This is a genomic window from Mycobacterium sp. NPDC049093 (genome assembly GCF_040704635.1).
In the GTDB taxonomy this organism is placed as follows: domain Bacteria; phylum Actinomycetota; class Actinomycetes; order Mycobacteriales; family Mycobacteriaceae; genus Mycobacterium.
On sequence record NZ_JBEZJS010000001.1, the window covers coordinates 657,892 to 682,309 of the forward strand.

At 66.4% G+C, this 24,418-nt stretch carries 28 protein-coding genes and 1 pseudogene; 10 read left to right on the forward strand and 19 right to left on the reverse strand.

Going from position 1 to position 24,418, the window contains the following annotated elements:
* Positions 1-26: 26 nt before the first annotated feature.
* Complete coding sequence (locus tag AB0876_RS03095; protein WP_526041173.1) at positions 27-842, reverse strand: LLM class F420-dependent oxidoreductase; 816 nt, start codon at positions 840-842, stop codon at positions 27-29.
* Between the two features lie 62 nt (positions 843-904).
* On the opposite strand from AB0876_RS03095, the gene AB0876_RS03100 reads away from it, so the two are divergent.
* Complete coding sequence (locus tag AB0876_RS03100) at positions 905-2,002, forward strand: carboxylate-amine ligase (RefSeq protein WP_526041174.1); 1,098 nt, start codon at positions 905-907, stop codon at positions 2,000-2,002.
* 5 nt (positions 2,003-2,007) lie between these two features.
* Here AB0876_RS03100 and AB0876_RS03105 read toward each other — a convergent pair.
* From AB0876_RS03105 to AB0876_RS03130, 6 genes and pseudogenes are all read right to left on the reverse strand, one after another.
* Positions 2,008-2,418, reverse strand: a pseudogene (locus AB0876_RS03105) (gamma-glutamylcyclotransferase family protein); the annotation flags it as partial.
* Complete coding sequence (locus AB0876_RS03110; RefSeq protein ID WP_491837526.1) at positions 2,419-3,645, reverse strand: Nramp family divalent metal transporter; 1,227 nt, start codon at positions 3,643-3,645, stop codon at positions 2,419-2,421. It abuts the pseudogene before it with no gap.
* A 90-nt stretch (positions 3,646-3,735) separates the two neighbouring features.
* On the reverse strand, positions 3,736-3,966 hold the full coding sequence (locus tag AB0876_RS03115; RefSeq protein ID WP_526041175.1) for a hypothetical protein: 231 nt from the start codon (positions 3,964-3,966) through the stop codon (positions 3,736-3,738).
* A gap of 55 nt (positions 3,967-4,021) precedes the next feature.
* Positions 4,022-4,288 (reverse strand): hypothetical protein, encoded by a 267-nt coding sequence (locus AB0876_RS03120; RefSeq protein WP_003881781.1) that lies wholly within the window; start codon positions 4,286-4,288, stop codon positions 4,022-4,024.
* 24 nt (positions 4,289-4,312) lie between these two features.
* The gene (locus AB0876_RS03125; RefSeq protein ID WP_491837528.1) at positions 4,313-5,389 is read right to left on the reverse strand and encodes an NAD(P)H-dependent amine dehydrogenase family protein; all 1,077 of its coding nucleotides are present in this window, start codon (positions 5,387-5,389) and stop codon (positions 4,313-4,315) included.
* An 8-nt stretch (positions 5,390-5,397) separates the two neighbouring features.
* Positions 5,398-6,189 (reverse strand): SDR family oxidoreductase, encoded by a 792-nt coding sequence (locus AB0876_RS03130; protein ID WP_064931841.1) that lies wholly within the window; start codon positions 6,187-6,189, stop codon positions 5,398-5,400.
* A gap of 183 nt (positions 6,190-6,372) precedes the next feature.
* On the opposite strand from AB0876_RS03130, the gene AB0876_RS03135 reads away from it, so the two are divergent.
* Together AB0876_RS03135 and AB0876_RS03140 are read left to right on the forward strand one after the other, a co-directional pair.
* Entirely contained in the window at positions 6,373-6,849 is a 477-nt protein-coding gene (locus AB0876_RS03135) for a glucose-6-phosphate dehydrogenase (RefSeq protein ID WP_491837529.1), read from the forward strand.
* 153 nt (positions 6,850-7,002) lie between these two features.
* Entirely contained in the window at positions 7,003-7,326 is a 324-nt protein-coding gene (locus AB0876_RS03140) for a hypothetical protein (protein ID WP_491837530.1), read from the forward strand.
* A 1-nt stretch (position 7,327) separates the two neighbouring features.
* Here AB0876_RS03140 and ku read toward each other — a convergent pair whose 3' ends face one another.
* Positions 7,328-8,221, reverse strand: a complete 894-nt coding sequence (gene ku / locus AB0876_RS03145) for a non-homologous end joining protein Ku (protein WP_491837531.1) — start codon at positions 8,219-8,221, stop codon at positions 7,328-7,330.
* Between the two features lie 60 nt (positions 8,222-8,281).
* Positions 8,282-8,917, reverse strand: coding sequence for a pyridoxamine 5'-phosphate oxidase family protein (locus tag AB0876_RS03150; RefSeq protein ID WP_491837532.1), 636 nt, complete (start codon positions 8,915-8,917; stop codon positions 8,282-8,284).
* 80 nt (positions 8,918-8,997) lie between these two features.
* Here AB0876_RS03150 and pdxR point away from each other — a divergent pair, with 80 nt between their 5' ends.
* Positions 8,998-10,434: a MocR-like pyridoxine biosynthesis transcription factor PdxR gene (gene pdxR, locus AB0876_RS03155; RefSeq protein ID WP_491837533.1), complete on the forward strand. Its 1,437-nt coding sequence runs from the start codon at positions 8,998-9,000 to the stop codon at positions 10,432-10,434.
* A gap of 6 nt (positions 10,435-10,440) precedes the next feature.
* Here pdxR and AB0876_RS03160 read toward each other — a convergent pair whose 3' ends face one another.
* The 5 genes from AB0876_RS03160 to AB0876_RS03180 form a co-directional block, all read right to left on the reverse strand.
* The gene (locus AB0876_RS03160; RefSeq protein WP_491837534.1) at positions 10,441-11,364 is read right to left on the reverse strand and encodes a carbohydrate kinase family protein; all 924 of its coding nucleotides are present in this window, start codon (positions 11,362-11,364) and stop codon (positions 10,441-10,443) included.
* Between the two features lie 23 nt (positions 11,365-11,387).
* The gene (locus AB0876_RS03165; RefSeq protein ID WP_491837535.1) at positions 11,388-12,047 is read right to left on the reverse strand and encodes a cutinase family protein; all 660 of its coding nucleotides are present in this window, start codon (positions 12,045-12,047) and stop codon (positions 11,388-11,390) included.
* A 28-nt stretch (positions 12,048-12,075) separates the two neighbouring features.
* On the reverse strand, positions 12,076-12,558 hold the full coding sequence (locus tag AB0876_RS03170; RefSeq protein ID WP_491837536.1) for an Rv0361 family membrane protein: 483 nt from the start codon (positions 12,556-12,558) through the stop codon (positions 12,076-12,078).
* 74 nt (positions 12,559-12,632) lie between these two features.
* Positions 12,633-13,337 carry a hypothetical protein gene (locus AB0876_RS03175; protein WP_491837537.1) on the reverse strand — a complete coding sequence of 235 codons (705 nt, stop codon included), beginning with the start codon at positions 13,335-13,337 and terminating at the stop codon, positions 12,633-12,635.
* Positions 13,338-13,346: 9 nt separating this feature from the next.
* Positions 13,347-14,240, reverse strand: a complete 894-nt coding sequence (locus AB0876_RS03180) for a hypothetical protein (RefSeq protein ID WP_491837538.1) — start codon at positions 14,238-14,240, stop codon at positions 13,347-13,349.
* A 159-nt stretch (positions 14,241-14,399) separates the two neighbouring features.
* On the opposite strand from AB0876_RS03180, the gene AB0876_RS03185 reads away from it, so the two are divergent.
* Positions 14,400-16,667 carry an ATP-dependent DNA ligase gene (locus AB0876_RS03185; RefSeq protein ID WP_526041176.1) on the forward strand — a complete coding sequence of 756 codons (2,268 nt, stop codon included), beginning with the start codon at positions 14,400-14,402 and terminating at the stop codon, positions 16,665-16,667.
* A 19-nt stretch (positions 16,668-16,686) separates the two neighbouring features.
* Here AB0876_RS03185 and AB0876_RS03190 read toward each other — a convergent pair whose 3' ends face one another.
* Entirely contained in the window at positions 16,687-17,478 is a 792-nt protein-coding gene (locus AB0876_RS03190; protein WP_491837540.1) for a helix-turn-helix domain-containing protein, read from the reverse strand.
* A 107-nt stretch (positions 17,479-17,585) separates the two neighbouring features.
* Between AB0876_RS03190 and AB0876_RS03195 the strand changes: the two genes are divergently transcribed.
* Genes AB0876_RS03195 through AB0876_RS03205 form a run of 3 tightly spaced genes read left to right on the forward strand, consistent with a single transcriptional unit; the run spans position 17,586 to position 19,180 of the window.
* On the forward strand, positions 17,586-18,044 hold the full coding sequence (locus AB0876_RS03195) for a hypothetical protein (protein WP_526041177.1): 459 nt from the start codon (positions 17,586-17,588) through the stop codon (positions 18,042-18,044).
* Between the two features lie 49 nt (positions 18,045-18,093).
* Positions 18,094-18,588, forward strand: a complete 495-nt coding sequence (locus tag AB0876_RS03200; RefSeq protein WP_491837542.1) for a nuclear transport factor 2 family protein — start codon at positions 18,094-18,096, stop codon at positions 18,586-18,588.
* A 10-nt stretch (positions 18,589-18,598) separates the two neighbouring features.
* Positions 18,599-19,180: a TetR/AcrR family transcriptional regulator gene (locus tag AB0876_RS03205; protein ID WP_526041178.1), complete on the forward strand. Its 582-nt coding sequence runs from the start codon at positions 18,599-18,601 to the stop codon at positions 19,178-19,180.
* On the opposite strand, the gene rnhA is transcribed toward AB0876_RS03205, so the two are convergent.
* From rnhA to AB0876_RS03220, 3 genes are all read right to left on the reverse strand, one after another.
* On the reverse strand, positions 19,174-19,641 hold the full coding sequence (gene rnhA / locus AB0876_RS03210) for a ribonuclease HI (protein ID WP_055120690.1): 468 nt from the start codon (positions 19,639-19,641) through the stop codon (positions 19,174-19,176). The two genes, AB0876_RS03205 and rnhA, sit on opposite strands and share 7 nt — an antisense overlap.
* 66 nt (positions 19,642-19,707) lie before the next feature.
* A complete protein-coding gene (locus AB0876_RS03215; RefSeq protein ID WP_491837544.1) occupies positions 19,708-20,358 on the reverse strand; it encodes a VOC family protein in 651 nt (216 codons plus the stop codon).
* A 26-nt stretch (positions 20,359-20,384) separates the two neighbouring features.
* Entirely contained in the window at positions 20,385-21,779 is a 1,395-nt protein-coding gene (locus AB0876_RS03220; protein WP_491837569.1) for an acyl-CoA dehydrogenase family protein, read from the reverse strand.
* 123 nt (positions 21,780-21,902) lie between these two features.
* Here AB0876_RS03220 and AB0876_RS03225 point away from each other — a divergent pair, with 123 nt between their 5' ends.
* Positions 21,903-22,382 (forward strand): hypothetical protein, encoded by a 480-nt coding sequence (locus AB0876_RS03225; RefSeq protein WP_526041179.1) that lies wholly within the window; start codon positions 21,903-21,905, stop codon positions 22,380-22,382.
* A 66-nt stretch (positions 22,383-22,448) separates the two neighbouring features.
* Here the strand turns inward: AB0876_RS03225 and AB0876_RS03230 are convergent, their stop codons facing one another.
* Positions 22,449-22,775, reverse strand: coding sequence for a hypothetical protein (locus AB0876_RS03230; protein ID WP_491837546.1), 327 nt, complete (start codon positions 22,773-22,775; stop codon positions 22,449-22,451).
* A 294-nt stretch (positions 22,776-23,069) separates the two neighbouring features.
* On the opposite strand from AB0876_RS03230, the gene AB0876_RS03235 reads away from it, so the two are divergent.
* On the forward strand, positions 23,070-24,287 hold the full coding sequence (locus AB0876_RS03235) for an IS110 family RNA-guided transposase (RefSeq protein WP_526041180.1): 1,218 nt from the start codon (positions 23,070-23,072) through the stop codon (positions 24,285-24,287).
* Positions 24,288-24,418 lie beyond the last annotated feature (131 nt).

Genomic DNA, 24,418 nt, shown 5'->3' on the forward strand with positions numbered 1-24,418 from the left:
GGTCCGGGCGTGGATGGGAGGAACTTCTACCGGAGTTCGGCGATCACCTTCCCGAACGCCTCGGCGTGGGCGATCTGCACGATGACGTAGGTGATCCCGTACTTCTCGCGCAGACCGCGAATGTGGTCGGCCATGGCGCTGACCGAACCGGACAGCACCCCGGGGTGGCGGAGAAGTTCTTCGTCGCTGAGCCCCGGCAGGAAATGACGGGGGACATTCAGGATGGGCATCTCGCTGCCGGGTGCGGGCATGGCGGTGATCGCGATGTTGAGCTCCAGCTGATCGAAGCGGTCACCGGCGGCGTTGCGCACAAAGGAGATTCGTTCGGCCAAGGGATCCCCACCGACCTGATCACCCCCGGTGAGGCCGATGATGTCGGCGGTCTCGGCGGCCACCGTCAACAACCGGTCGCCGTTGCCCGCGATGAGGATCGGTATATCGGATGCGTGTTCTTTCAGGTACTCGGTGGTGTGGCGCAGATGATCGATGCGCTCGCGTGCGGTGGGGAACGGCAGCTCGGCGGCCTCGAACTCCTCGCGCACGTATCCGGCGCCGAGGCCGAGTTCGAACCGGCCACCGGACAGATCCCGTAGCGCGGTGGCGTCGCGCGCCAGCAGCGCCGGCTTGTAGAACCCGGCATTGAGCACGAACGTTCCGACGCGCAGCGTGCTGGTCGCCGCCGCGATCGCGGTCAGGGCTGGGAACGGGGCGGCGGCGCCGAGATGGTCGGGCACGTTGAGTACGTCGAAGCCGAGGTCTTCGGCGCGCCGGGCCTCGTCGGCGATCTGCGACTGGGACTCGGCGACGCGCAGGCTGACGCCAAAGCGGAAATCGTTGGGCATCAGCCGATCTTAAGCACGGCAGCTGCACGTTTGGGAGAGTCTGTGGCGGGCAATTCTGAGCCGTGACAAGTCACCCGACGGTGGGCGTTGAGGAAGAGTTCCTGCTCATCGACTCCCAGAGCGGCGAACCGATCGCCCGGAACAAGCAGGTCGCCGCGAGTGCCGCCGAGCACGGGGTCGACCTGCAACTGGAGCTGACCAGCTGCCAGGTCGAGACCACCACGGATGTGATGGCCACCAGCAGTGCCCTGCGTTCTGAGCTGAGCAGGTTGCGCCGGACTGCCGCGGAGGCCGCTGCGGTCAACGGTGCGCAACTGCTGGCCGTCGCACTGCCGCCGACCGTGCCGCACAAGTTCCCGGTGACACCGACTGCGCGCTACCGAAGGATCGCCCACCGGTTCGGCATGATCGCTCACGAACAGGGCATCTGTGGCTGTCACGTCCATGTCGCGGTGCCGGACCGGGACGCCGCGATTCACGTCAGCAACTGGCTGCGACCGTGGCTGCATGTGCTGTTGGCGCTGACCGCCAACTCGGCGATCTATCGGAACACCGACAGCGGCTATGCCAGCTTCCGCAGCGTGCTGTGGTCGCGGTGGCCGAGTTCGGGACCTCCGCCGCATTTCGATTCGGTCGCGCAATATGACGCTGTGGTCGCCATGCTGGAGCGGGCCGGAGCTGCGTTGGATGACGGCATGATCTATTGGGACGTCCGGCCGTCGGCGAACTTCCCGACCGTGGAGGTGCGGGTGTCCGATGTGCCTGCGACGGTGGCCGAGACGGTGTTGCTCGCCACGTTGATCCGTGCCGGGGCGATGACGGCGTTGCGCCTCTACGACGAAGGCGAATCAGTTCCGTGCCTGGCGGACAGCCAGATCCGCGCAGCGCATTGGAAGGCCGCCCACGATGGCCTGGACGGTGACGGCATCGACCTGCTGGGAGATCAGTCGACGGTCCCGGTGCGGGATCTGCTCGGTCGATTCGTCGAAACCGTGCGGCCCGCCCTGGTGGCGCTGGACGACTACGAGATGGTGCGCGGCGAGTTCGCCCGCGTCGTGGCCGAAGGCAACGGAGCGATCCGGCAGCGTCGCGCCTGGCGCAGGCGCAATGAAATTGCTGATGTGATAGGCGAATTGGCTTCTGCCGTGACCAGCGACTAGCCCGCCCAGCGGCGCAGGAATTCCACCCAGGGGTCGGGGAGCTCGTGGTGCGCCGCGCCGGCCAGGATGCGTTCCAGATATCCCGGCCGCGGCGGTCCGGGTTCGACGCGATGATCGATGTAGACCCACGCCGGTTCCGCTCCGCCGCCAGTGTGCACGGTCAGCCGGTCCCGGCGGTAGCGCACCGGCACCCCTTCGGCGGCGTCAAGCGCGGCCAGGTCGTGGTCAGTGACCTGCCACAGGACACCGTGCACCTGTGCAGTGCCGAGCGGTTCGATGGTGGCCACGCCGCGCTGGTTGATCAGCCAGCTGTGGCCGTCCAGGCGGGCCGGGGTGGGATCGACCGCACCCGGACAGCGCCGGGCCATCTGTGTCACGCACAGATTCGAGCCGTAGGCGAAGTACGGGTGAAGCATTCAGCCCTTCACGGTCAGATAGATCAGCACCACGTTGAGCACACTAATCAATCCGGCAACACCCCAGCCCAGCGCCGTCGTCAGGCGGTGGTTGACGTCCTCGCCCATCAGAGTCGCGCGACTGGTCAACCGGACCAGCGGGATGAGGGCCATCGGTATGCCGAAGGAGAGCACGACCTGCGAGAGGACCAGGGCCCGGCTGGGGTCCACGCCGATGGCCAAGACCACCAGGGCGGGGATCAGGGTGACCAGCCGGCGCAGCAGTAGCGGGTAGGAGCGACGCAGCAATCCCTGCATGATCATCGCGCCCGCGTACGCACCGACGGAGGTGGACGCCAGGCCCGAGGCCAGCAGTCCGATCGCGAACAGCAGTGCCACCGTCGGGCCCAGGGTGTCGCGGACGGCGGCGTGGGCACCCTCGATGGAGTCGGTGTCGTCGCGTCCCTGCAGGTTGGTGGCCGCGACCAGCAGCATGGCCAGGTTCACCGCGCCGGCCAGCAGCATCGCCAGCCCGACGTCGTAGCGGGTTATCCGCAGCAGGCGTCGCCGCACAGCGCCCGGTTGGAGGTGGCCGTGCCGATCGCGGGCCAGGCCGGAGTGCAGGTAGACCGCGTGTGGCATCACCGTGGCACCGAGCATCGCGGTGGCCAGCAGCAGGCTTTCGGCGCCCTGGAAGCGGGGAACCAGACCGGCGGCGACCTCGGCCGCTGGGGGTGCCTCGACGAACAGGCTGGTGAGAAATCCGATGGCGATGATCATCAGCAGTCCGGTGATGACCCGCTCGAAGACCCGTTGGCCCCGTCGGTTCTGCACACTCAGCAATAGCAGCGACACCACCCCGGTGATGATTCCGCCGAGGAGCAGCGGCAGGTCGAACAACAGGTGCAGCGCGATCGCCCCGCCGACCACCTCAGCGAGATCGGTTGCCACAGCTACCAATTCGGCCTGTATCCAGTAGGCGATCCGGGACGGGGTGCGGCTGTTGTCGGCGACCACCTCGGGCAGGGAACGACCGGTGACCAGGCCCAACTTGGCCGAGAGGTACTGCACCAGCCCGGCCATCGCGTTGGCCACGACGATCACCCAGACCAGCAGGTAGCCGAACTGCGCACCCGCGCTGACATTGGCGGCGACGTTGCCCGGATCGACGTAGGCGATCGCGGCGACGAATGCCGGTCCGAGCAGCGACCAGCTCGGGATGGTGCGCGTCTTGGTGTCCTCTAGCAACGGCCTACCTTCTATCCGGGTATGCGAATAGAAAAGTTAGGGTACCCGAAACCTCCCGCGATAATCAGCGGCGGGGGCTGGACGACGCCGTTACCAGCCGATACCGATGCCGGCGAACCCGAATACCGGCCCGTACCAGGGGCCGTAGTTGTTCAGGGCGGGCGGCGAGGTCACGATCGCAGTGCTGCCGTTGGTCTGGCACAGCGTGGTGGTCGGTGTCGTGTTGGTGCATTTCGGTGCGGCCGAGCCCGCCGGGGCCGTGAGGATCGCCAAACATGGCACCGCCAGCAACGCCGCCAGACACCGCGAGATGTTGTTCACGACGAGCTCCGATCGATGGAGCAAGTCTACGTCCGAACGGCGCCGTCAGCGCTGGTCAGAGGACAAAAAAGTCGTCATCCCAGGGGAACATCCCGTATCCGGGCTGAGGCGGCGTCGAGTCGATCTGAACGTTGCCCTCGGACGCGCACTCAGTGGTCTGCCCACCCTCGACCGAACTGCCGCCGGTCACCTCGCACTGGGGCAGCAGGCGCGGCTCGCTGGGGGCGCTGGGCTCGGCCGAGGCAAGCGGGGCCAAGGCGATCGCCGCGGAAGCACCGCCAACCATGAGACAACCGGTCAGCGTGGTGAGGCGAATCTTCATGGCGACGGTCCTTCCAAGGTGGGTCTATCCGGCAGCGTACAGACCCTTACCCGTGATCAACGGCAGATCGAGGGTGGTTCGGATACCCGGCTTGGCGTCCACCACAGCCGGGATCGCGTTGACCACCCGGGCCGCAGTGGCAACCAGGCCCGCGTGGTTGTGATCGCCGTTCGGGCTGCTCAGGCACAGGTCCAGCGTGTAGGACGGCTCGCCGGTCACCACGACCCGGTACGAGCCGCCCTCCTGCGCGGGCTGGGGCCACTCGGGGCACAGGTCGTCACGCAGTCGTGTCACGTGCTCCAGCACCACGGCAGCCTTGCCGTCGCGCATTCCGCGCACCTCGAAACGCAATGCGGCGGTGGTCCCCGCGGGGATCCGCCCGGCCGCGATGTCGAAGTCCTCCGGCGCCGGAACCCGGGTGTGCTCCTCGGTGACCGCGTCGAGTTCGATGCCGAGACCCGCGGCCAGCTGCCGGACCACCGAACCCCAGGCCAGGGTCAGCACGCCCGGTTGCAGCAGCATCGGGGTCTCGTCGATCGGCTTGCCGAAGCCCATCACGTCGAACATCACGGCCGGGCTGTCGTACGTCGCGTAGTCGACGATCTCCATGCACCGGATCTGCTCGATCTGCTGACAGGTGCCGGCAAGGGCAAGGGGCAGAAGGTCATTGGCGAAACCAGGATCGATGCCGTTCACGAAAATGCTGGCCCCGCCTGCCTCGGCAGCCGTGGCGATGGGCTCGATCAACTCGGCCGGCAGCACCTCCCAGGGGTACTGGAGAAACACCGCGGAGCTGGCGACGACATTGACCCCGGCGGACAGGATGCGCCGGTAGTCCTCAAGGGCCTCGGGCAACCGGTTGTCGGCGAGCGCGGTGTAGACCACACATTCCGGCTTGTCGGCCAGGATCGCGTCGAGGTCGTCCGTGGCCAGGACGCCCGTCGAAACATCAAGGCCGGCAAGCTCTCCGGCGTCCTTACCGGCCTTGGCTGACGAGGACACCCACACCCCGGTGAGTTCATAGTCCGGGTTGGTGACGAGCTGGGCCAGGGCATGCTTGCCGACGTTTCCGGTGCCGATCGCCGCTACGCGAATGGTCATTTCTCTCCTCAGAGGTCGGGGATGGGGAGGTCGAGGTTGGGCATGTTCAGGCCGCCGTCGACCTCGAGGATCTTGCCGGTCAGATAGCCACCGGCGGGGGAGGACAGGTACACCGCCGCGGCGGCGATGTCGGCCGGATCGCCGAGCCGGCGGAGCGGGGTGGCCTGCTCCATCGGCCCGCGCAGCGCGTCGTTGGAGGCGACGATGTCGAGGGCCGAGGTGAGGATCGAACCGGGCGCGATGGCGTTGACGCGGATGCGGGGGCTCAGGTCCAGTGCGGACAGTCGGGTGTAGTGCGCCAGCGCGGCCTTCGCGGTGCCGTAGGCGGCGAACCCGCGGCCGGCCAGGCGCCCCACCGTGGAGGTGATGTTGATGATGCTGCCGCCGCCCGAGTGCTCGAGCATCAGCGGAACCGCCGCACAGGTCAGCGCGTGCGCGGTCGACACATTGAAGGTGAAGGCGTCGCGCAGGTCCTTGGTGGAGGTGTTCATCAGGGGTGCCGGCATGGTGCCGCCGACGTTGTTGACGACGATGTCTAGTTTCCCGAACGCGTCCACCGCGGCGGCCGCGAGCTCGGCGGTGGCCTCGGGGTGGGCCAGGTCGGCGACGACCACGTGGGCCCGCCGCCCGGTCGCGGCGATCTGGGCGGCAACCTCGTCGAGTTGGGTCTGCGTACGAGCCGCGATGACCACGTCCGCACCGGCTTCCGCGAATGCCAGGGCGGTGGCAGCGCCCAATCCACGGCCGGCTCCGGTGACGATCGCAACCTTGTCGTCGAGTCGGAATCTGTCCAGAATCACGTGCACTCCAATCGCTTGCTCGGCGTCACGCTAGCAGGGGGAGCGGGCGCATGGGAGCGGTTTCTGAAACACGTTCTAGTTGTCCCGTTTTGCACGCGTCGGTGTCACGCAGTGTGCGCAAAGCCCTCCGCGGTGGCCCGGGCGGGCGCACAATTGAGGGGTCAGCTCAAGGTGGGAGCCGCGATGACCCAGCAGCGATATGACTTCTTCGGCGACCTGTTCGCGCGGTACTTCAGCCCCGCGATCGATCGGTACCCATCCACGGCGGGCACCCTTGTCCACCGCCTGCTGGCGTGTACCGACGACGTGCAGGACCGGTTGGCTCAGGCGCGCCTCGCGGCCGCGGCGTGGGGTGAGGAGGAGATGGGCCACCCCGGCCACGTGCACCCGACGTCCGAACTGTTCGTCTTCACCCAGTGCGGCCTGATGTATGGCGCGCGGTTCGCCGACGCCCGTCACGGCCTGTACTACCTGGCCACTCCGCACCTGATGTTCGACGCGTTCGTCGACCAGATCGAGCACACGTCGCTGCGCCCGGGCACGGTGGTCGCCGTCGATCGTCGCTGCAGTCACGATCTCGAATCGGCCCACCCCATGGATGCCGCGTTGCGTCGCATCCTCGATGAACACGAGGCCTTGCGCGTCGACGTGACTGTGTGACGCCGCCCCCGGCGGGTGGATGTTAACGCCGTGTTTCGGTGATGTTCGGTGCGTATTAACCCGTATGTGTTCGGTATGAGTCTGTCGGACAAGGGATTTCGTCGATTTACGGTTTAGCCCACCTCACCGAAACCGAAGGGCGGGCTGAACCCAGTGAAACGGAACTTGAAGGGCTTGTGTGTTGCCGGTGCCGCGCTGTGTGGGCTGGGAACGGTGTTGGCCGCGCCGGCTGCTGCCGCGCCCACCGAGTCGACGGCGAGCCAAACCATCAGTGACCTCGAAAGTCAGGGCTACCGGGTGATCTTGAGCAAGGTCGGCACCAAAGCCATCGACGATTGCACGGTCAGCGCGGTGCGCCAGGGCCGCTCGGTTACCGGCCCGCAGGTGCCGGCCGGAGCGGCGAGCATCACGTCGTTCAACCCGGGACAGAATCTGCAGTACACGACGGTGTACGTGGATCTGGACTGCAGGCGCTGAGCTACTTCCTGGCGGTAGCCTTCTTGGCCGCTGCTTTCTTGGCCGGTGCCTTCTTCGCGGCAGCTTTCTTCGCGGGCGCCTTCTTGGCGGGCTCTTTCGCGGCGCCGCCTCTGGCCTTCACGCTGGCCTCGAGTTTGGCCAGCAGGTCGGACACATCCTCGGTCTCGTCGAGCTCGGTCGGCTGCTCTTCGACAGAAAACGCTTCTCCGCCTTCGAGTTTGGCCTGAACCAGCTCGTGCAGCTGTTCCTGGTAGTCGTCGCGGAACTGGTCCGGCTTGAAGTCGTCCGTCATCGACTCCACGACCTGACCGGCCATCTTCAGCTCGGCCGGCTTGATCTCGACTTCCTTGTCCAGCACGGGGAAGTCGGGATCGCGGATCTCGTCGGGCCACAGCAGGGTGTGGATCATCATCACGTTGCGCTTGCTGAAGTCCTTGACCCGCAACGCGGCCAGCCGTGTCTTGTTGCGCAACGAGAAGTGCACGATGGCCACGCGTTCGGTCTCGGCGAGGGTCTTGGCCAACAGCACGTAGGACTTGGAGGACTTGGAGTCGGGCTCCAGGAAATAGCTCTTGTCGTACATCAACGGGTCGAGTTGGTCGGCCGGGATGAACTCGACCACTTCGATCTCACGGCTGCGTTCTTCGGGCAGCGTGGCGATGTCCTCGTCGGTGATCACCACCATCTGCCCGTCGTCTGATTCGAATGCCTTGTTGATGTCCCGGAACTCGACGACCTCGCCACACACTTCGCAGACCCGCTTGTAGCGGATGCGCCCGTTGTCCTTGGCGTGGACCTGGTGGAACTTGATGTCGTGGTCCTCGGTCGCGCTGTAGACCTTGACCGGCACGTTCACCAGGCCGAAGGCGATCGAACCCTTCCAGATGGATCGCATTTGCCCAGTATGTCCTGATATGGCCGTCGTTGCGAAGAACCACCAGATCGGTGCGCCGCGTCAGGTGCCTTTCACCAGGCGGAGCACGGATTCGGGTGTGCTGACGTCCGCGCCCACCCACGGCGCCGGAACCGGCTCGCCGGCCACCGTGCGTAGCGGCACCACCCCGGCCCAACTGCCGAGGTCGGCGTGCACTTCGGGACGTGGCGGCGGCGCATCCCGGATCTTGACCGTCCAACCCTCCGGCTCGATGGGCAGCGCGATCGCGAGCGTCGCAGCGAGCTCCTTCTTCGTGCTGGACCGCACCTCACTGCTGCGGCCGGGAATCAGCGAATCACTCAGCAGATCCAGGGCGTACGCCGCATCGCCCGCGTCGATGGCGGTCAGGTTGCCCCGCACCACCGCCGACCGGTAGTTGGCCGTCGAGTCGAAGAGCGTGTCCGCCACGACCATCCCGTCGAGAAGCGTGACGCACAACGCGACGGGTGCTCCGGCCGCGACATGCCGCAGCGCACCCGCGCCCGTCGAACCGTGCAGGAGGATCCGGTCACCGTCGCGGGCGTAGAGCATGGGCACGGCCCACGGGAGTCCGTCCACCACCGTCGCGAGCGTGCCGACGGACGCCGCGTCGAGCACCGAGTCAAGGGCGGCCCGGTCGGTGCGGGCAAGGTGACTTTCTCTTCTGATCTGCTTCACAGGCCCGATTCTGCGGACATTCCGGCATGGCCAGAAGATCCAGAACCTGTGGATATCTACAGACCACTATTGTGGCTCGCATGGCGCGTCACGCTCCCGAGCTGCACTTGGCGTTGCAGCTTCCTGCCGACGACTCCCCGCTGCGACAGCGCATCGCGGCGGCCGTCATCGAGCAGATCAGGCTGGGCCGGCTCGGACCCGGCGACGCGCTGCCCTCGACCCGCAGTCTGGCTGCCGAACTCGGGGTGGCCCGCTCGTCGGTGGTCGACGCGTACGACGAGCTCGCCGCGGCCGGGTACGCCACCGCCCAGCTCGGATCGGGGACGCGGATCGCTGCCGGGGCAGATGTCGCAGCCCACGCCGGTGCGGCCTCCCATGTCACCTCGAGCGGCGTCATGCCCGCAGTGCGGAGTGCCCCGCGAGAGCGGCCACCGGTGTGGGATCTCATGCCCGGCCATCCTGACCCGGGCCTGATCTCGACCAGCGACTGGCGCCGCGCCTGGCGGACTGCCGCTGTTGCGCCGATACCCTCCGCGGCCGCGGGGCCGCACGGGCATGCCGAGCTGCGCCACGCCCTGGCCGGGCATCTGCGTCGCACCCGCGGAATAGTTGCCGACCCGAGCGAGCTGATCATCGTGCCCGGCGTGGTCTCGGCGTTGCGGACCGTCACCGCGGCAGCAGGGCTGGCCGGGTGCGACATCGCGTTCGAGGAGCCCGGTTACGACGAGGCAAGGCGGGTCTTCGAGATGTCGGGCGCCCGAACGCGTCCCGTGGCGGTCGACGCTGACGGTCTCGACCCGGCATCACTGCGCGGTTCCGATGCGGCGGTGTATTGCACTCCGGCACACCAGTATCCGCTCGGGGCGCGGCTACCGGTGACGCGCCGCGCCCGGCTGGTGCAGTGGGCCGCCCGGACCGGCAGCCTGCTCATCGAGGACGACTATGACGGGGAGTTCCGCTACGACGTATCCGCGTTGCCCGCATTGCGGGGCATCGACGGCGGGCGCGATCGCGTGGCCTACGTCGGGACGGCGTCGAAGGTTCTCACACCCGCACTGCGGGTGGCCTGGCTGCTGCCGCCGCCGAGGCTGCACGATGCCATCGCCGACGCGCTGGAAGCCAGCGGTGAATCCGTCTGTACCGTAACCACTCTGGCGTTGGCCCGGTTCATCGAGTCGGGTGCGCTGACTCGGCACCTCGCCAGGGCGGCGCGCACGTACTCGGCACGGCGGTCGGCGCTCGTCAATGCGCTCCGACGGCGCTGTGCCGGCATCCGCCTGGAGGGCGTCGAGGCGGGTCTGCACCTGGTGGTGCGGCTGCCCGACGGGGCCGACGACTGCGCGGTCGCCGCAACGCTGCATGACCGGGGTGTCACGGTACCGCCCCTGTCTGGGTTCTTTTCGGGCTTCTCCGACGTTCCCGCCGCCCGCGGCCTGGTGTGCGGATACTCGCGTCTGCCCGAGACGCAGGCCGACGTCGTGGCTGAGCTCATCACGGACGCGATCCGTCGGCCGTGAGCGCGCTCAGGACTGCGCTGCGGCGTCTCGCGCCGCTCGATCCGGCAGGTCGGCGCCGGGCCGGGCCACCGTCAACGCCGCCGACAGCGCCGCGGACCTCAGGACACCCTCGAGGGCCTCGGTGCCGATCCGAGACAGGTCGCGCCGGCGGTCCGCGCCGAGCAGCCCCAACGACCACACCGCGTCGAGCAGACCCGTCATGAAGGCGTCGCCGGCCCCGACGGTGTCGACCACCTGCACCGATCGCGCCGGGACCGACACCGAGCCGGCCCGGCACACGGCGAACGCGCCACGCTCGCCCGACGTCACCGTGACGATCGACGGGCCGACCTCGAGCCAGGCCCGCGCGATCTGCTCCGGGGAGTGCCGGGGGTCCAGCCAGCGCAGATCTTCCTCGGACGTCTTGACGATGTCGACGCGTTCGACGAGCCGGTCGATACGCCCCCGCGCGATGTCGTCGTCACGGATCACCCCCGGGCGGACATTCGGATCGAAAGTGAGCGTCGCCGACATCCGATACGCATCGAGCAGTGCGGCGGTGGCGCGGCACCCCGGTTCCAGCACGGTCGCGATCGAACCGGTGTGCACCAGCAGCGGGGTCGCCACCTCGGGTGTGCCGGCCAGCTGCCAGTCGATGTCGAATTGGTAGTGGGCCGATCCTGCGGCGGTCAGCGTGGCCATTGCCGTGGGTGTCCGGCCGGCGCCGGTGCTACCCGAAACAAGTTGTACTCCAGAGCTTTCCACATACTCGACGATGCGCTTGCCGTGGTCGTCGTGGGCGATGTGGGTGAGGAAGTCGACGCCGCGGCCGAGCCGGCCGAGGCCGACGGCAACGTTGAGTGGGCTGCCGCCGACGTATTCTCCGACGACGCTGCCATCCCGTTCGACGATGTCGATCAGTGCCTCGCCGATGACCAGAGCCCGGCTCATGGCTCCATGGTAGGTGGGTTCGGCTACAGCCGTCCGGCTATGAACCCCGCCGCCTGGTCCGGGTACGGCGGAAGCTCGTATGCGCTGTGTGCCGCGCGCAGACGCCCACCCTCGACACAGATCGGATCGCCCGGGCTGCACAGGTCGATGGCCCGACCCGCGAATTGGCCGGTACCGGACAGCGGAGTGCCGAACCGGTTGCCGGGATTGCCGAACACCGCGACCGCGGCGACGCGGTCGGCGCTCTCGGGCGGCAACGCGGGAGCCGAGCCGATCGTGCCGATCCGGTCACCGATCGGCGGTACGCCCGCCAACATCGAGACGGCCGCCGCGCCTTGCGAGAATCCACCGAGCACCACCTGGGTCCCGGGACATTGGTCGGCCAGCCAGGCGATGTGTCCGGCGGCGTCGTTCGCACCGACTGCGGTGGTCAGGAAGTTGAGCCCGGCCGGATAATTCACCCCGTACACGCCCAGGCTTCGCGGCGCGATCCTCGGCCCGAGTTGGTCGACGAGCGCCTGGCCCACCCGGCCGATCCCGGGCGCCTCACCGGTGCCGCGCGCGAAGACCACCTCGACATCCGAGCACGGGTCGGCTGATGCCGCGGGTACCGGGCTGGTCAGAACGGCCGTCGCAATCGACACAGCGATGGCCGACCGGAGGACTGCGGTGTTCAGCGACATCAGCCCATGTTCACATCTTGGCGGCACCTCAGCCTGGTTCATCGCCGAACTGCTTCGAGACGCTGTCGCACAGCTTCCACGTCCCGTCCTCTTTCTGGAAGTACAGCGCGCCCTTCAGGGGAGGATCGGATCGGGTGAACTCGGCCTGCGCGACGTCCCCACGAACAGTCACGTCGGTGATGTCGATCGGCTTCTTTCTTGACGGGTCAGGGGACTGGGGGCCCAATGGGTCCCAAGTGTCGAGCTGCAGGAGCTCCTCAGCCTCCTCCGCGCACATCATGTCCAGAACCTTGCGCTGATCGTCCGTATCGACCGCCTCGGCGAAACTGATTGCTCTGGAACGGATCTCCTGTTCCGTCGAATTCGGTCCGCCTGCGAGTGTGAAGTACGCCAGCACCCCTCCGGCGACGAGCAACGTGACCACCACGGTCAAGGCGATCCACCATCCGGTGCGGGACTTCTTCACCGGCGGTTGGGCGGCCTGCATGTACGGCGGTTGCGCGTAAGGCACATTGGGCGGTTGAGATGGCGGCCATTGTGGCTGCTGAAATGGCGGCCAGGGCGGCGGTTGTGACGGAGGCGTCGTCATTGCTCGTCCCAGCGACGCATCAGGAGCTCGTCGAGTTCCGCGCCGAATTCGCCGGGCGGATCAAAATTGCCTTCATAGGCGAGGGTCACCTTCCCGGGGAGGCGGCTGTTCACGCAGTAATACAGCTGCCCTGAATCCTTCGTGAACCACATGATCTGCGAGGGTTGGGACTCGATCTCGTCGAAACTCTCGCTCGGAAACCAGTCATATCCTTCCAAACTCTCCCAGGCATCTGGGCGCTTGATTCCATAAGACTCCCGATCCTGGGCGGTAAATCCCGGATGCACCTCGCGCAGGAACGTCTGTACGGCAGCGGGAAAGCAATCGAAGAATTCTGCCATGGGCTGCCCGAGGGTGGCCGGATCCCAGCCGAGCCACAGTGCTGGAAAGCCATCTCGGGCTTGACCTGCCACATAAATGAGGACGTTTTCGACCAAACCGCCCGATTGCCGGCGAAAGACCCTGACATCCGAGAGTTCGTCCCGAAATCGTCGGGCAAAACCGGGAAGCAGGTCGCTGAAATCCGAGCCCCACAAGGACAGGGCGTGGCGACATCTTTCCGATGAAGTGTCGGCGGATGCGATCGGTCGCCAGTTCTGCGGTATGTCTGCCAGTTCCGGTGCTTGTGCCCCGACCGGGGTCCAGGTGGCCTCCCCGCCGCCGATCTCGGCGAGGATATCGCCGACTTCATATTCTGCCACTGTGACCTCCTACGTGCCCTGGCTCACCAGGAGCGCATTTATCAGGTTCTGCATGTCGGTCATCTTTTGGGTTTGCAGCGTTATCTGTTGACCGACCCAGGCGGAATCGGCTTTCGGCAGGAGCCGGAGAGGACTGCCTGAACTCTTGCCCGAATTTGGGCCGCTACCCATCCATTGCAGGTTTGCCGGAGTGGTCGCAACGATCATCATGTTGCGGGCATTCAGGTCTTTGAAGCCGGGCATCTGGATGAGGGCGGCGAGTGGAACAATGTGATCAGCCGAAACCTTTGGTGTCTTGCCGTCTGCGTGGAACCCATATGTTTGGTCCGGGTAGGCCCGATTTGTATCTGTTCCTCCCGGACGAGGCGTCCCGTTGAGGGGCATGTCGCCGATCTCTTTTGCCGAGGGTGGGTTGTCTTTACGGATTTCCCTGTGCAACCCGGAAAGTTCTTTGGGCACCAGGTGGCGCGCCCGATCCATGTCTTTGACTCCGGGCAGGGGGCCTGGGCTCCATCCGGACTGCGCGACACCTTGTCGTTGGGTTTCGACGTCTCGTAACTTTGCCGGACTGGGTGCTGCGAATGCCGGACCGCCCGGATTTGCCTCGTTGATCAGGCGGACGGCCTCGACGCATCCGCGATCGCGTTGCTGAAGCACCGCCCGCTCGGCGTTCTGCGCCTCGGCTTCAGCGTTGTAGGCGTCAACGGCCGCGTGGTCGAGAGGATTGGGCTGGTAACTGTTGTGCTGACTTCTGCGCTGATCATGGCTGTCTTCGGCAGCGAGAAGCTCCGGACAAATGTCCATCTTCGTCGTGAGGGCATACGCCGCCGGTGCCGCGATCAAGGCGTTCGCGAAGACCAGGATGGTGAGGATCAGGGCTACAACGGAACTACGTCGATTCATCTCGGCCTTCCCCCAAGGTCGCGTCCGCGCCCGAACTTCACGTCCCGCGCGGCACGTCGATCGGGATCATTGTATGGCCGTCGATATCTAGCGGTGACCGGGAAACATGTGGCCTCGGATCGGCATTTGATTCTTGATGTCCGCGTATAGGTTGGGAAGATGGAGCGCTATGAGCGGGTTCGGCTGACGAACCCCGACAAGGTGCTCTATCCCGCCACCGGCACCACCAAAGCCGAGGTGTTCGACTATTACCTGAGCATCGCCGAGGTGATGCTTCCCCACATGGCCGGCCGCCCGGTGACCCGAAAGCGTTGGCCGAACGGGGTGGCAGCGTCGTCGTTCTTCGAAAAGCAGCTGGCGTCTTCGGCGCCGAGTTGGCTGGAGCGCGGCAGCATCGCGCACAAGTCCGGCACCACGACCTATCCGATCGTCAACACCCGCGAGGGGCTGGCCTGGATCGCCCAGCAGGCTGCGCTGGAAGTGCATGTGCCGCAATGGCGGTTCGCCGCCGACGGCAGTCAGGGCCCGGCCACCCGCATCGTGTTCGACCTCGATCCGGGTGAGGGCGTCACCATGCCGCAGCTGTGCGAGGTGGCCCAGGCGGTGCGCGAACTCATGGGGGATATCGGGCTGACGACGTATCCGCTCACCAGCGGCAGCAAGGGTCTGCACCTGTATGTGCCTCTGGCCGAGCCGATCAGCTCCCGTGGCGCCTCGGTCCTGGCCAAGCGGGTGGCCCAACAACTCGAGCAGTCGATGCCGACGCTGGTCACCGCCACCATGACCCGCAGTGTGCGGACGCAGAAGATATTTCTGGACTGGAGCCAGAACAACGGGGCCAAGACCACGATCGCTCCGTACTCGCTGCGCGGGCGTGAGCACCCGACCGTTGCCGCGCCCCGCACCTGGGACGAGATCGCCAACCCTGATCTGGGCCACCTGCGATTAGACGAAGTGCTGCAACGGGTTTCCGATGACGGTGACCTGCTGGCCGGGCTCGACGAGGACGCACCCCGGATCGACAAACTCACCACCTACCGCAGCATGCGCGATGCGGGTAAGACGCCCGAGCCGGTGCCTCGGGATCTCCCGGCGACCGGAAACAACGACCGGTTCGTGATCCAGGAACACCACGCCCGGCGGTTGCATTACGACCTGCGGTTGGAACGCGATGGCGTGCTGGTGAGTTGGGCCGTGCCCAAGAATCTGCCCGACACCACCGCGGTGAATCACCTAGCCGTGCATACCGAAGACCACCCGATCGAGTACCTCACCTTCCACGGCTCGATCCCCAAGGGGGAGTACGGCGCCGGGAACATGGTCATCTGGGACACCGGCACCTACGAGGCGGAGAAGTTCAGGGTCAGCGACGATCCCGAGTCCCGCAACGGTGAGGTCATCTTCACCCTCAGCGGCAACCGCATCGACGGCCGGTACGCGCTGATCCAGACCGAGGGCAAGAACTGGCTGGCGCACCGGATGAAGGACCAGAAGTCGGCGATGCCCGAACCGAAGGACTTCGCGCCGATGCTGGCCACCGAGGGTTCAGTGGCCAAACTCAAGGCCGGCCCGTGGGCCTTCGAGGGCAAATGGGACGGCTACCGGCTGCTGGTGGACGCCGATCACGGCCGCCTGCAACTGCGTTCCCGCCGCGGACGTGACGTCACCGGCGAATACCCGCAATTGGAAGCGCTGGCCGCCGATCTCGCCGACCACCACGTGGTGCTCGACGGCGAGGTGGTGGCTCTCGACGACTCCGGGGTGCCCAGCTTCGGCGAGATGCAGAACCGGGCCCGCTCCACCCGAGTGGAATTCTGGGCCTTCGACGTCCTGTGGCTCGACGGCCGGTCCCTGCTGCGCGCCAAGTACTCCGACCGGCGAAAGGTGTTGGAGGCGTTGGCCGCCGGCGGCGGCCTGATCGTGCCCGAGCCGCTGCCCGGCGACGGTCCCGAGGCCATGGAACATGCCCGTGAGCACCGGTTCGAAGGGGTCGTTGCCAAGAAGCGGGACTCGACCTATCAGCCGGGCCGGCGGTCGGCCTCCTGGATCAAGGACAAGATCTGGAACACCCAGGAGGTGGTGATCGGTGGCTGGCGCCAGGGGGAGGGCGGTCGCAGTAGTGGAATCGGGGCGCTGCTGCTCGGCGTCCCCGGCCCTGACGGGCTGCAGTTCGCCGGCCGCGTCGGCACCGGGTTCACCGAGAAGGAACTGGCCAAGCTGAAAGGCATGTTGGCCCCGCTGCACACCGAGGACTCGCCGTTCGACAAGCCGTTGCCGAAGCTCGACGCCAGAGGAGTCACGTTCGTGCGGGCCGAGCTGGTCGGCGAGGTGCGTTACAGCGAGCGCACCAGCGACCACCGACTGCGCCAGCCCAGTTGGCGCGGGCTGCGGCCCGACAAGACGCCGGACGAGGTGGTCTGGGAATGATGCGGGAACTCTCTTGGCGTCATCGAGCCAGCGATTCGAACGCATCCGCGGTCGTGCGATCGGCCGGAAAGAGCAACTCGATGGCCAATTCGGAAATCGTGACTTCGAACGGCATGTCGAAGGTGCCGAACATGCCGAAGAACGACCACTCGCCGCCGTCTGGTGCCCGGACTCTGACCGGACCAAGGTTCTGTGCGAAGTCGGATTCGCTTGCTGCACTGTGGTCTTCGTCCGGCAGGTAGGTCTCGAACTCCTTCAGGAGTTGCACGAGCTGTTGGTCGGCGGTGACGGCGAGCTGGCGCTGAATGCGATCACGAAAGTAGACCATGACGTCGCGGGCATTGATGATCTGCGGAACCAACTCCAGGGCGATGCGGAGGACGTTGACGGGCGGGTTCAGCAGGGCTGGGTCGATGGTCGCGATGAGTGGCTGTACGGCGGCATTGGCGGCGACCAGGTTCCAATTGCGGTCGAAGACGACTGCCGGATACGGCTCGTGACTTTTCAGAATCCGCTCCAACGCCTCGCGGATCGGGGCGAGTTCAGGTGCGCCGAACGGGTGCTCGGGAAATGCCGGAGCGTGTCCCGCGGCGAGCAGCAGCCGGTTGCGTTCGCGGAACGGTAATTCCAGCCGCTCTCCGAGCCGCAGCAGCATGTCTCGCCCGGGCTTGGAGCGGCCGGTCTCGACGAAGCTCAGATGACGCGCCGACACACCCGCGTCGAGTGCCAGCGACAGCTGGGTCAGTCGACGCCGTTGCCGCCACTCCCGCAGCAGCGGCCCGACCTGAGGAGTGGGGCTGGTGGTCGCCATTCGCACCGACTGTAGCCGGATCAGGTGCGCTGCTCCATTACCTCCAGGTAATCGACAGCACGACCTCTGACCTCGACGATCACTGGAATGACGATTGGGAGGACGAAATGACCAATTTGCTTCGACGGCTGGTCTGTGGCGCGGCCGGCGCCCTGATGGTCGTCGCATTGTTGCTGCCCTGGGCCGAGGTTCAGGACGCCGATCGCATCGCGTGGGGGTTGTGGAAGCTCACTTTTCCGCTCTGTGTGGCCTTGGCTGCGTGCGCGTTGACCACCGCGATCACCGGCGGACAGATCGGCCTGAACCGGCCGGATGTTTCGATCATCGGCGCGACTGACGGTCTTGGCGTAATCACCACAGTGACGCTGGCCTGGCTGCTGTTCGGCGTCTTCCCCGCTCACGCCGGCCGCCAGCCGGCCCTCGTCCTGGCGCTGGTGTCGGCAGCCGCGGCCGCCCTTGCCGCCGCTGACTACCGCCCGCTGCGGGGAGCGCCTCTGTTTCCGCGAATGGTCGAGGAGCGCGGCAGTGACCACCGCTCCAGCAGACCTTCTGAATCTCGTCGATGAGGCATGACTTTCGGTTGACGTTGTCACATGAATGGGTCATGCTGTTCGTATGACGATGTCACATGAACGGGCGACCGATGCGCGCCTGAAGCGTCTCTTGGATCGCGAAGAGATCAGCGACGTGCAACTCAGATACGCGACCGCGGTCGACTCGCGCGATTGGGAACTGTTCCGCACCTGCTTCGCGGACGAGGTCGAGGCGGACTACAGCTCTGTCTTCGGCACTCCGCCGGCCCGGCTCGGCGCCGACGAATTCGTTGCGATGATCGCACCGGTGATGAGCACGCTGACCGCAACCCAGCACATGATCACCAACCTTGCGGTCACGGTCGAGGGTGAGAACCACGCGACCGTCGCGGCGTATGTGCGCGCCATCCACCACAACGCAGCGGCCGACGGCGGCACCGAGCAGACCGTGTACGGGTACTACACGAACACATTCGTCCGCACGGTCGATGGTTGGCGGATCTCGAAGCTGAAGCTCACTTCACGCATTCAGACCGGCAATCCCGCGGTGTTCGGCGCGCTTCCGGTTGCGGGTTGATGCGGTGTCCATGACCCGTACCGAGACGGCAGCTGCCACTCGCCGGGCCCTGCTCGACGAGGCGGCAGCACTGCTGGATGTGGGAGGGCCACCCGCAGTGACCTTGCGTGAAGTCGGCGCACGGGCGGGGGTCAGCCGTGGCGCACCCTACGGTCACTTCGCCGACAAGGAGACCCTGCTGACCGCCGTTGCTGCCGAGGGGTGGGAGTTCGTCGGCGACGAGATGCAGGCGCTGCACCACGATTCCGGGCTTTCGCCCGCGGAAACGCTGCGCGCGGCGTTACTCGTCGTAGTGACCCTCAGCCGCCGGAGGCCGTATCTCTATCAGTTGATGTTCAGTCCCGGGCTGAGCGACCCCGACGTCATTGCGCGTGCGGCGCAACGCATGTGCGACCAGTTCCTCGTCATCGTCGCGGCTGCCGTCGGAGAAGAGGACGCGAATCGTCATGCAGCCGTTCTGCTGACCGCCGCCCACGGTGCCTCCGGCCTGGAGACCAGTGGCCTGCTCCACACCGACAAGTGGCACACCACGGCCGACGAACTGATCGACAGTCTGCTCGCAACGATCCCGGGTCTTGACCGCCGTCAGTGAACCAGATCGCCCGAACCGTCGAGCGCTTCCCGAAGTCCCCGGGTCGCGAGTTCGTCGGCCAACTCGTTGTCGGCGATCCCCGAGTGGCCCTTCACCCAGAACCACTCGACCTGGTGCTGGGCGCAGGCGGCCTGCAGCCGCTGCCAGAGGTCGACGTTCTTCACCGGCTGCTTGGCGGCGGTCAGCCAGCCATTGCGTTGCCAGCCGAGCACCCACTTGGTGATGCCGTTGCGGACATAGGTGCTGTCGGTGTGCAGATGCACCACCACGGGCCTCGTGAGTGCCTCGAGCGCCATGATGGGCGCCATCAGCTCCATCCGGTTGTTGCTGGTGGTTCCGGGTTCCCCGCCGTACATTTCGCGAACATGCTCGCGGTGGCGCAGCACGGCACCCCAGCCGCCGGGGCCCGGGTTCGGCCGGCACCCGCCGTCGGTGTGGACGACAACGACGTTGTCACTCATCTGTCCGGCGTCGGTCATGCGCTGAGGATAGGTAACCGCATCGAGCGACCGGCGCCCCGACACACGTCAAGCCCGCAGAGTCGTCGAGATCACCGCGGTGTGCACCGACATGCCGAGGTCGCGGTGCCGCAGCGTGGTGATCCGGCGCCCGGGCTGGACCGCGTCCTTGACCGGCCCGGTGCGGTCGCCGAAGAACGCCGCCGTCGCGTCGATGTCGGCCACCGTGTAGGTGATTCCCCACAGCGTCGAGGGGCCGTCACTCGCTGTCTCCGGCGAACCGACGACCTCGATGATGACCTCTCCGAAGCGGAAGAAGACCTGACGCATCCGTCGTCCGCCGAGTTCGGTGTCCCGTTCCCGCCGCGGTTTTTCGCCGATGGCGGCCATGGAGGCGATCGTCCGGCCCAGGTCGGCAGTCAGCAACACGATGTGATCGATCGCGGTGACACCGTTCGTGTGGCTGCCGGCCTGAGCGGTGGCGGTGATCGACCGTGCGGTCGGGATGCCGTCGACGTCTTCGAAGGTGCCGTCTGCCGGGAGGCCTCGCAACGACCACCCGACAATGCCGGTGCCGCGGTCCCGCCCGACCAGTCGGATGCGCACCCCGCCGACCCGGCAGACCGGGCCGGCGTCTCCGCCGGGATCAACACTGAATCCCGCCTGCGTCCAGGCGCCCGGCGAGTCAGCGACTTCGAGTTCGTCGACGGTGACGGTCATGGACGTCGAATCTATCCGGCGTCCGGTCACTTGCGCGGCGGGCGTAGGGCCTTCATCGCGAGGCGCATGACGGGCTCCGGTACATGGTCCTTGGCCGACAGTGCGGCGCCGGCCGCTCGGGTCCGCAGCGGTGTGCCGCGTCCGAACCACCGGTTCAACGGGCCGCCGGACGGCTCCAGGTCGACGTGCAGTGGGGGTTTGCCGTCGGCGGCCCCGAGAGCATGCGCGATGACGATGCGCTGGATCTCGCTGGTGCCCTCGAAGATCGTGTACAGCTTGGCATCCCGGTACCACTTCTCGACGGGATGATCCGTGACGTAGCCCCAGCCGCCCATGGTCTGGATGGCCTGCTCGGTGGTGCGGACTGCCACCTCGCTCGCGGCCAGCTTCGACATCGATCCCTCACCGCGGTCGAACCGCACCCCGGTCGCGGCCATCCAGGATGCCCGCCACGTGAGCAACCGGGCGGCATCGATCTGGGTGGCCAGGTCGGCGAGTGGAAACGCAATGCCCTGGTTGTCGATGATCGGGGCGCCGAAGGCGATCCGGCGATTCGCATACTCGGTGACGTATTCCAGTGCCGCCCTGGCGATTCCGAGGGCCTGTGCGGCCACCATCGGCCGGGTCTGTTCGAAGGTCCCGAGGGTGGCCGAGCCGGAATTCGGGGCGCCTGCGACGACTTCGCGGGCCCGGGCCAGCTTGTGCTCGAGTTTGTCCTGACCGCCGAGCAGGTGGTCGGCAGGAACCCGGACACTGTTGAACTTGAGCTCGGCGGTGTGTGAGGCCCGGCAGCCGAGCTTGTCGAGTTTGCGCACCGTTTCCAACCCCGGGGTGCCACCTTCGACGATGAACAACGCCTGCCCCTTGTGGCCGAGGTCTTTGTCGACGACTGCGTTGACCACGTGCACATTGGCGATACCGCCGTTGCCGATCCACATCTTGTGGCCGTTGATGATCCAGTCCGCGTCTGCTCCGGGTCCGCTACGGACGGCGTGGGTGCGCAGGTTGCGCACATCGCTGCCGCCCTCGGGCTCTGAGATCGCCAGGGCGGCAAGCTTCAGGTCCCCCGGGGCGCCGAAGCATTCGGGAGCCCACCGCAACATCTGTTCCGGCGAGGCGGCCTGACCGATCGCCGACAGCGCGAGTGCCGGCATGACGATGGCCAGGCCGATCCCGGCGCAGCCCCAGAACAGTTCCTCCATGAACATCGGCAGGGACAGGCCGGTGGGGTCACCGATCAGATCGCGATAAAACAGCGGACTGTAGAAGCCTTGCGTGGCGGCTTCCTCGAGTACCGGCCACGGAAACTCCTGGCGCTGGTCGTACTCGGCAGCGACCGGTCGGATGACCTGTTCGGCGAACTCGTGGGTGCGTCGAGCCAGGTCATGCTGCGCCGCGGTGGGGGTGATGTCGAATGCCACAGCGGGTGGAATACCCACTGTGGCAGCTGCCGAACTTTCGGTCCGTGAAATCCGAAGCCTGCCGGCCGGTGCCGGCGAAAGTCATGCGTGGAGCGTGGTCGGCCGTCAAATATTCTTTGAGGTATGGCTCTGTGGAAATCGCGCTCGGCTGTTGGCATTCAACTGAGCCTGGCGGCACTGCTGGTTTCGTCATCGATGATGGCTTCCGGATGCGCCTCGGCAGACCCCGGGCCGTCGCAAGGGCCGCATGCGGTCGATCCGGCCTCTGCCGAGGGCAGCGCCATGCTCGAAACCGCAACGGCCGCCGCCGCCAAGGAACTCGGAAAGCGCGTCAAGCTCGCGCCGGCCAAGTTCAATGCGGAACAGGGGTGGACCTACTTGAGCGCGACGATTCAAGAGCCCGACGGCAGCAAGATCGACTTGAGTGATACCCCTCTGGGCGAGGCAGCCGCCAACGGCGGTGCGTCGAACCGATATGACGGGCTGTTCCAGACTGACGGCTCGAAACCGACGTTGATCGAGACGAGTGTCGGCGCGACCAACCCGGTGTGGGAATTCTGGCATCAGACCCATCCGTCGGTTCCGGCCGGAATCTTCCGCTAACTGCCGATGACGAGCCCGACGCTCAAGGTCGATACGGCCGCTATCCGTGCTGTTGCCACCGAGGACTCAATCGGAAGGCTGGCCTGTTTCAGCTATCCGCCGTTGCGCCTCGGCCGGTGAAATCCGAAGCCTCCGGGCCAGCACGGCGGCCGGATCGAACCGCGGCGGGGCCGCGGTCTTGGTGGCCACCATCCGGCCGAGTAGCCGTTGCTGGGCAGTCGCCAGCCGCTTCTCACCGGCGTCGAGCCGGCTCAAAACCTCGTGGAGCTCCGCGCGGGTCAGTGCATGCACCGACAGGGCGTCGATCTCTTTGCAGGCGGCGTTCAGATGTTCGAGGGCATCGCCGACGATCGTCCGCTCGATGTCCCTCTCGGAAACCAGTATCGAACTCATGTTCGGTACCGTACGCCGACGCACCGACATTGATTGTGTTCAACCGGTTCGGGTGAGGATGGTCTTGCTCGTTCGCCGCTGGTGATGACCCGCGCACTGACTGACGACCTGCTGGTTTGTCTTCGACTTGATTTGTCTCACCAGCGACGTGCAAGCAAGCACCGCCGAGGATCCGGCGGGGCGGACATGACCTAATCAGGAGCCTGGCCGTTCCTCATCAATGTCTTGTCTGCCCGCCCCACCGGGTTGTCACCCGCCGCACGGTTCATCACCACGGAGAGGACACCATCCATCGTGACATCCCCACGCCGAGTCGTCATCGGCGCCGACACCCATCTGGACACCATCCACCTCGCCGCCATCACCGACACCGGCCAACTCCTCGGCGACGCCGAATTCCGCACCAACCCCACCGGTTACTGGGCCGCGATCTGCTGGGCCCGCAGCCTTGGTGACATCGTGAGCGTTGGAGTCGAGGGCACCAGCAGCTACGGCGCTGGGCTCACACAAGCATTGCAAGCCAACGATATTCACGTCGTTGAAGTCAACCGACCCGACCGAGCAGCCAGGCGCCGGCAAGGAAAATCCGACCCGCTCGACGCCCACAGTGCGGCCCGTGCGGTGCTGGCCGGCGAGGGCCTGGCCGTACCCAAAGACCCCCACACCAATGCACTCAAAGCCCTGCTGACCGCCCGCCGCGGCGCCGTGAAAGCCCGCACCGCAGCCATCCAACAGATCAAAGACCTGCTCGTCACCGCCCCCGCCGAGCTACGCGAGCGCTACCGCCGCTACACCACCACACTGACGCTGGTGACCGCCCTATCCGGATGCCGGCCCGCCACGCACAAAGACCCCGTGGCGGTCTCGGTACTGATCGCCTGCAAAGCACTGGCCCACCGCGTCACCTTCGTGCAAGGTCAGGCCGACGAACTCACTGCTGAGCTCGATACCCTCACTGCCACCATCAATCCCGCACTCCGGGCCGCCTACGGCGTCGGCCCCGACACCGCCGCTCAACTGATCATCACTGCCGGCACCAACCCCCAGCGGCTCCGCAGCGAAGCCTCCTTCGCGATGCTCGCCGGTGTCGCTCCCATCCCGGCCTCGTCGGGGAAAACCACCCGACATCGGCTCTCCCGCGGCGGTGACCGCGCCGCCAACAACGCCCTCTACCGCATCGCCCTGGTCCGCATGTCACACGACCAACGGACCCGCGACTACGTCACCCGCCAGACCGCTGCCGGCCGGTCCAAAAAAGAGGTCCTGCGGCTGCTCAAACGCGCCATCGCCCGCGAGATGTTCACACATCTCACCGCGCCCTGCCCGATCGACGACTACAGCGACCTACGGCCGACCCGTCAAGCCCAAAACATCACCCTGACCGCCGCCGCTACCCACTTCGGCCTCTGGCCCACCCAAATCTCCCGCCTCGAACGCGGCCTCAAACGCGACGACACCCTCGTCGCCAACTACCGCCAATGGCTCAACGCCCAGCTCAACAACGCCGCTTGACTCTTACCAGAGATAGGAGCATCAAGTCCGGCGGTCGCGCAGACCTGGCCCAAAACAATCGGCCGCACAACATTGTGCGGCCGATTGCGGGGTCCGGAATTCCACAGACCGGTTAATTCCGGTTTGGCGTC